Consider the following 7278-nt stretch of genomic DNA (forward strand, 5'->3'; position numbering starts at 1 on the left):
GTGTCACATGCCGTCGCCGGACCACGGACCGCGCGACCGGGAGCGGACCGGCATCGTGGAGATGACCGGCGCGTGGTGGTCCTCGTAGTTCTCGGCGGTACCGCCCCACTTGATCCACTCTTCGGTGGTGTACCAGTTGATCAGCTCGCCGTCGGACCGGATGATCCAGTCGATCTGCGTCTCGGCGACGAAGTGGCCGTGCTTGACCCCGGCGGGCCGGAAGCAGTAGGTGCCGTCGTCGATGTCGCCGAAGTTGTACGCCATCTTCCCGGCCAGCGTGTAGAACTCCTCGTAACAGGGGTGGTGCGCCAGCCGGTGATCGGTCCAGCCCTGCTCGGCGTGGATGAGTCGGGTGTAGAAGCCGGTCTTCGGATCACGGTGCAGCAGCTTGATGTACAGGGGCGTGATCGGCCCGACGGTCGGCGCGGCGGTCCACTGCATCGCCTGGGAGTCCACGACGGACACCTCGCCGACCGCGTCGGCGTGCCGGGCAGCGTCGGGGTCGAACCCGCAGTCGCCGTACTCGCGCCAGTGCAGGATGCGGCTGCCCTCGCGGACCTTGATCCAGTCCATCGGCACGCCCAGGGGGACCTGCACGTAGCCGCCGGGTCCCAGCTCCCGCCCGCCGTAGAGCAGGGAGCCGGAGACCACATAGAACTCGGTGTCGGCGTGCGGGACGCCGCCGCCACGACCCCAGTCGTCGGGGAACTCCAGCGACAGCGACGCCGATCCGTCCTCCTCGTCGACGGAAAGCCGGCGCTCGCGGACCTTCCCCTCGCCGAACGGCAGCTCGCCGGCGTGCCAGATGTAGTCGTCCTCATGGATCAGTTCGACGTGTGCTCTCACGGTTCGGGGCTCCTCAGCTGTCGTTTGACTACCTTGCCGGCCGCGTTGCGGGGCAGCGAGGCCGGAAACCGATACGCCTTGGGCAGCTTGTATCCGGCCAGCCGTGGGCGCAGATGGGCGTCGAGGTCGGCCGGGTCGACCGTGGCGCGGCACACGACGTGCGCGACGATGCGCTCACCCCAGCGTTCGTCCGGCTCGCCGACGACGGCCGCCTCGATCACGGCCGGATGGGTCACCAGGGCTTCCTCGACGTCGCGCGGATAGACGTTGACCCCACCGGTGATGATCATGTCCTTCTTGCGATCCACGATGCTGATGAAGCCCTCGTCGTCGGCGATCGCGACGTCGCCCGAGGTGAGGAAACCGTCCGGGGTCGTGCAGGCCGCGGTCGCCGCGTCGTTGCGGTAGTAGCCGTTCATCAGGAACGGCGAGCGGCTGTACAGCTCGCCCGGGACGCCCGGCGGCACCGCCTCGCCGTCGTCGCCGACGATGCGTACCTCGGTCGCGAACCACGGGTGCCCAACCGATCCGGCCTTGCCGCGGGCGTGGGACGGCCGCAGGTTCGTCACCACCCCGGCTTCGGTCGAGCCGTACAGCTCGTGGACGCCGACGCCCGGGAAGGCGTCCAGCACCCACTCCTTGAGCGGGCGGGGCAACGCCGCCGCGTTGAAGTACAACGTGTCCAGAGAAGACAGATCCGCGTCGGCCGCCGGCTCCGCGGTCAACGCCCGCAGGAGCTGCGCGTGCGTGGGGACCAGGAAGACCGACTGGGCACGCTCGCGGGCGATCATCTCCAGCACCGCGCCCGGGTCGAACGTCCGCAGCATGCTCACGGTTCCGCCGCAGAACACCGACGCGTACGCGAACGCGAAGCCCGCGCCGTGGTACATCGGCGCGACCGCGATGCCCCGGCGACCGGGTCCGAGCCCCCATTCCAGCGCGGTCGCGTAGAACGTCAGGACCCGGGAACGGTGCGAGATCTGCACGCCCTTGGGGTCGCCGGTGGTGCCCGACGTGTACGCGACGCAGAACGGGCTGTGCTCGCTGACGGGGATTCGGGGATCCCTCGGATCGCTGCGCGCCAGCAGTGCCTCGTACGCGTCCCCGACGATCAGCCGATGATCCAGCGGCGGGGCGAGCTGCTCCAGCGTCTCGTCGGCGATGATAGCCCGCGCCCCGGAGTGCTCGGCGATGAAGGCGATCTCCGGCGCGGTGAGCCGTGGGTTGAGCGGGACCATGACCAGCCCGGCTTTGGCGAGCCCAGCGGCGATCTCGCAGTACTCGAGCCGGTTGCCCAGCAGCAGCGCCACCCGGTCCCCGGTACGCAGACCGGCGGCGAGCAACGCGGTGGCCAGCCGGGACGAGCGGTCGTCGAGCTGGGCGTAGCTGAGCCGCCGGTCCCCGTCGATCACGGCGACGGCGTTCGGCGTGGCGCGGGCGAACTCGCGGATCCCGTTCGCGATCGACAGGTCGGCGCCTCCGGGTAGCAGCATGGCTCAAATGGAAACACCGTTTCCATCCGGTGGCAAGGGTTCGGTCAGCCCGCCTCCACCGGCGGGAAGACGTCGGTGCGGCCCAGTAACGCGGGCGTCGCGACCCCCAGCAGCCCGGTGATCCAGGTGCCCGTCTCCGCGAGCGCGCGCTCGTCCACCCCGTCGAGCAGCCCCGACCGCCGCAACAGGTACGCGAGATCCTCGGTGGCGATGTTGCCGGTGGCGGCCGGAGCGAACGGGCAGCCGCCGATGCCACCGGTGCTCGCGTCCAGCGCCGTCACCCCGTTGTCGAGGGCGGCCACGGCGTTGGCGTACCCGGTGTTGCGGGTGTTGTGGAAGTGGGCCCGCAGCCGAACCCCTGGCGCGGCCTCGCGAGCGGCCGTCACCAACCCCGCGACCTGCACCGGTACGCCGACGCCGATCGTGTCGGCCAGGCAGATCTCGTCCGGCTGCGCCTGCGCGGCGGCTGCGACCAGATCGCGGACCCGGCTCACCGGCACCTCCCCGGTGAACGGGCACCCGAACGCCGCGGCGATCGTGACCGCCGTACGCAGCCCGGCCGCGCGCGCCGCTGCGGCCACCGATTCCCACTGCCGCAACGATTCCGCCGTCGTCATGCCCTGATTGCGCCCGGAGAACTCGTCGGTGGCGACCAGCACGTAGTTCACCTCGTCGACGCCGGCACCGGCCAGTGCCCGGTCGAGGCCGCGCAGATTGAGCACCAGCCCGCTGTAACTGACCCCCGGATGGCGGGGGAGCGCGGCCAGCACCGCCTCCGCGTCGGCCAACTGCGGTACGCGAGCCGGGTGCGCGAAGCCGACTGCTTCCACTCGCCGGATGCCCGCCCGCACGGCCCGTTCGATGTACGCCACCTTCGTCGCGGTGTCCAGCAGCGTGCGCTCATTCTGCAGCCCATCGCGCGGGCCGACCTCGACGATCTCCATGTCCGCCCCTCGGGTTCCCTCTAGCGAAACGGTGTTTCCCAAGCATAGGATGCGGCCGTGACTGGGGCGCTATCCGACATCCGGGTGATCGAGACCGGAACCCTGCTGGCCGGGCCCTTCTGCGGCCAGTTGCTCGGCGACTTCGGCGCCGAAGTGATCAAACTCGAAGACCCCGGCAAGGGCGACCCCATGCGCCAATGGGGCCGGGAGAAGCCGCACGGCCAAAGCCTGTGGTGGCCGGTCGTGGCCCGCAACAAGAAGTCCGTCACCTGCAACCTGCGTACGCCGGCCGGCCAGGACATCGTCCGCAAGCTCGTCGCCCGGTCCGACGTGCTGCTGGAGAACTTCCGCCCCGGCACCCTCGAACGCTGGGGCCTGGGCTACGACGTGCTCAGCGAGATCAATCCGCGGCTGATCCTCGTCCGCGTCACCGGCTACGGCCAGACCGGGCCGTACGCGCCGCGCGCCGGCTTCGGTTCCATCGGCGAGGCGATGGGCGGCATCCGCCACGTCACCGGCGAACCCGACCGAGCGCCCTCCCGAGCCGGGATCTCCCTCGGCGACTCCCTCGCCGCCACGTACGCCGCCTACGGCACCCTCGCCGCCCTGCACGCCCGTGAACGCACCGACCGGGGGCAGGTCGTCGACTCGGCCATCTACGAAGCCGTCCTGGCGATGATGGAATCCCTGCTGCCCGAATGGGCCGTCGCCGGGTACCAGCGCGAACGCACCGGCGCGATCCTGCCCAACGTCGCGCCCAGCAACGTCTATCCCACCGACGACGGGGCGGACGTGCTCATCGCCGCGAACCAGGACACCGTGTTCCGCCGCCTCACCGAGGTGATGGCCCGCCCCGACCTGGCGGCCGACCCCCGGTACGCCACCCACGGCGCCCGCGGTGCGCACCAAGCCGAACTCGACGACATCATCGCGGCCTGGACGCGTACCCGTCCCGCGGCCGAACTCCTCGACGACCTGCACGCCGCGGGCGTACCGGCCGGTGGCATCAACACCGCCGCCGACATCCTCGCCGACCCGCACATCGCGGCCCGCGAAGCCGTCGTCCGCGTGCCGCATCCCGACTTCGGCGAACTGCCGATGCAGAACGTCGCCCCCCGGCTGTCCGCCGACCCCGGCTCGGTGCGCTGGGCCGGTCCCGCCCTCGGGCAGCACAACGACGAGATCTACGGCGACCTGCTCGGCCTGAGCCCAGCCGACCGCGACGACCTGCGTACGCGAGGCGTGATCTGACATGGGCCTCTCCGGCGACTACGCCACCGCCGGGTTCGCCCAGCGACTCGGCTGGGGGCGCAGCCCGGCCGTTCTGCTCGTCGACCCGGTCACCGCCTACACCGATCCGGCTTCGCCGCTCTACCTGACCACCGCCGACGCCGCCCTCGCCGCGATGTCCACATTGCTGACCACTGCCCGCGCCGCCGGCCTTCCCGTGATCTACACCGGCGTCCGGTACGCCGACGCCACCTGCGCCGAAGCGCCCCTGTTCGCCGCGAAGGTGCCCGTCCTGGCAGTGTTCGCCGAGGCCAGCCCCTGGGGGGCGTTCCCCGCCGACATCGCCCCGGCGGCGACCGACCACGTGGTGCTCAAGCACTACGCGAGCGCGTTCGCCGGCACCTCGCTGGCCGCGTGGCTGACCGCCGCCGGCATCGACACCCTGGCCATCGGCGGCTTCTCCACCAGCGGCTGCGTACGCGCCTCGGCCGTCGACGCGCTGCAGAACGGGTTCCGCCCCATGGTCGTGCGGCAGGCCTGCGCCGACCGTCATCCGTCGCCGCACGAGGCGAACCTGTTCGACCTCGACGCCAAGTACGCCGACGTCGTCGACCTCGACGCCGCGGTGCAGGCGTTGACGACCTGAGTCAGACCCGCGTCTTGAGGCGGCGTACGAGCATCGTGACCGCGACGGCCACCGCCGCCAGGACGATCAGAGCCAGCAGGAGCAGCGGCACGCCCGGCATCGGCCACGGCGACTGGACGTACTTCGTGACGGTGACGACCGCGCGATAGTGCTCATCGGACGCCGACTGCGTCAGCCGGATGTCCTCGGTGATCTGCTTCGGATTGAACACCGCGTCGTAGCGCGTCAGAAAGCGCGGGCCGGTCAGCAACGCGGACACCGTCGGGTGCTGCGGGTCCGCCGTCACCTCGTCGGCGTACGTGAGGTCCGCCGCGCTGCTGCCCTTCGGAGCCGGGTTGCTCATGTCCATCCGGTGATCCGCCAGCACATACAGCCGCAGCGGCTGCCTGAGCTCCGCCGTCGAAGACAGCCGCATCGGGTAGACCGGCGACTCCGTCTCGAACGCCACTCGCATCGGTGGCAGGCCGTCGGAAAGGCTGCCCGAGGTCGGCGCCAGGCGTACCGCGACGACGAGCCAACCCTCGGCGAGGTAAGGCCGCAGCGCCCCGCCGAGCGCCTCGGGCAAGGTGAAGCCGTTGTCGGTCAGCCATCGCGACACCGCGCTCGCGTCCGTGCCGCTGAGCTGAGCGACCTCGTACGGGCCGACCTCGACGTGGTCGACGACGGTCACATCGTTGGCCGACTGCCCCGGAGGCGCGCCCGCGCCGTCCCCGCTGACGGTCACGCGCCGCACCTTCACCTCGGGACGGCTGATCTCATCCAGCTCGGTGAACAGCTTCGCGTCAGCGATCTCGAACCGGGCGCGCGCCGGAACCGGCATCAGAAACGCCGCCTGATTCGCCTGCGAACTGGTCTGCACCGACAAGGTGATCGACTCGCTGCGGCCGGACAACTCCACCAACGCGGTCTCCCGCTGCGGATACAGCTTGTCGTTGGCCACGAACGCCCCGCAGGCGCACGCGCCGGACGTCGCGGGATCGGCCGCCAGCATCGTCACGCCCAGCGCGAGCACCACAGCGAAACGGGTCACGAACCGGCGGGTGGTCGCGGTCACAGTCACGGCCTACTCCTGTCACGTCGAAGCCATCAGTGTGCCGCAACCCGATCGGTGGTCGAACGCACGGTCCACTCCCTCGTCCGGCTACGCCTGACCGACTGCCGTTCGCTAGATGTCGAGCAGGTTCGCGTCGTACCACACATCTTCATATCCCGGCGCCAAGACCACGCCCCACCCTGGCGGCAGTGCCAGGTAAGGAGCAAGTTCTGGTGCGTGCACATCGAGGTGCTCGACGTGCAATGGGCTGAAGAACTGATCGTCGTCGCGCGGAATCGAGGGTCCGCGCCACACGAACCATCCATTGCCGGCACTTGTGACAGGGTGGCGCAGCGCGTTGAGCGGCTCGAGCGTTCGTGGGCGAGTCAGCGCCAGGCCGATCATCGTCCGCGGTTGCGGCAGCAACGGCTCCGCTCCGAAGCGCCGACAGATCTCGCGCTGAGCCGCTGAGATCGCCGGGCGTCCGCCTCGCCACCTCACAGTGATCCCTTCCGGATGCAGATCACGATTATGCATGCATCCCAGGGCGTCGGAAGCATGCATAACCGTGATCTGCAAGCGAGTCAGATGTAGCCGCTCCAGAACGGCACGGCGGTGCAGGTGTCCCGGAACTCTCGGGACCGAACTTCACCGATCCCAGCTGGCGTAGCCGGCGTGCCGCCTCGGCTCCCAGCGCTCCGCCACCCCTGATTTCCATCCGGGCAGCCTAATAGACGGCTCTCCCGCTGGAGGGCGGCCAAGGGGTTCGTTGCCGACGGCGCCGGCTCCGTTGGCGTGGCGTGCACGGCGTTGGCGATGAAACTGCTCGGGCGCGGCGGCGGGTGTCTGTCCCTGAGAAGAGTGATCGCTTGCAGTCGATCGCTGGCCATCCTCGGCATCTACAAGGGGCGATGCCTTTCCGGTACATACAGGTATTGCTAAATGGAAACCTTCGCAGGAGACTCTCAGTCAGCTCCGACCCGGAGTGCCCCGAGAGGAGTCCATGATGGACCGTCCTGGCCGCCGCCGCGTTGTCGCGGGGTTCCTTCTCACGGCTGTGATGTTGCTGGTCACAGCCACTCCGCA

7 protein-coding genes are annotated in these 7278 nt (G+C 70.0%); 2 read left to right on the forward strand and 5 right to left on the reverse strand.

Going from position 1 to position 7278, the window contains the following annotated elements; genetic code table 11:
- Window positions 1-3: 3 nt before the first annotated feature.
- Genes AB0M47_RS24405 through AB0M47_RS24415 form a run of 3 tightly spaced genes read right to left on the reverse strand, consistent with a single transcriptional unit; the run spans window position 4 to window position 3283 of the window.
- Window positions 4-846 (reverse strand): DUF4437 domain-containing protein, encoded by an 843-nt coding sequence (locus AB0M47_RS24405; protein WP_363417942.1) that lies wholly within the window; start codon window positions 844-846, stop codon window positions 4-6.
- Window positions 843-2339, reverse strand: coding sequence for an AMP-binding protein (locus tag AB0M47_RS24410; protein ID WP_363417945.1), 1497 nt, complete (start codon window positions 2337-2339; stop codon window positions 843-845). Before AB0M47_RS24410 ends, AB0M47_RS24405 begins: the two co-directional genes overlap by 4 nt.
- A 44-nt stretch (window positions 2340-2383) precedes the next feature.
- Window positions 2384-3283: a hydroxymethylglutaryl-CoA lyase gene (locus tag AB0M47_RS24415; RefSeq protein WP_363417948.1), complete on the reverse strand. Its 900-nt coding sequence runs from the start codon at window positions 3281-3283 to the stop codon at window positions 2384-2386.
- Between the two features lie 57 nt (window positions 3284-3340).
- On the opposite strand from AB0M47_RS24415, the gene AB0M47_RS24420 reads away from it, so the two are divergent.
- Both AB0M47_RS24420 and AB0M47_RS24425 read left to right on the forward strand, forming a co-directional pair.
- Window positions 3341-4534 (forward strand): CoA transferase, encoded by a 1194-nt coding sequence (locus AB0M47_RS24420; RefSeq protein ID WP_363417950.1) that lies wholly within the window; start codon window positions 3341-3343, stop codon window positions 4532-4534.
- 1 nt (window position 4535) lies between these two features.
- Window positions 4536-5159 (forward strand): isochorismatase family protein, encoded by a 624-nt coding sequence (locus tag AB0M47_RS24425; protein WP_363417953.1) that lies wholly within the window; start codon window positions 4536-4538, stop codon window positions 5157-5159.
- A gap of 1 nt (window position 5160) precedes the next feature.
- On the opposite strand, the gene AB0M47_RS24430 is transcribed toward AB0M47_RS24425, so the two are convergent.
- On the reverse strand, window positions 5161-6219 hold the full coding sequence (locus AB0M47_RS24430; RefSeq protein WP_363417956.1) for a DUF2330 domain-containing protein: 1059 nt from the start codon (window positions 6217-6219) through the stop codon (window positions 5161-5163).
- 105 nt (window positions 6220-6324) lie between these two features.
- Window positions 6325-6729, reverse strand: coding sequence for a hypothetical protein (locus tag AB0M47_RS24435; protein WP_363417959.1), 405 nt, complete (start codon window positions 6727-6729; stop codon window positions 6325-6327).
- Window positions 6730-7278: the final 549 nt, after the last annotated feature.

Origin of the sequence: Hamadaea sp. NPDC051192 (assembly GCF_040682475.1) — a bacterium.
GTDB classification, from domain to species: domain Bacteria; phylum Actinomycetota; class Actinomycetes; order Mycobacteriales; family Micromonosporaceae; genus Hamadaea; species Hamadaea flava.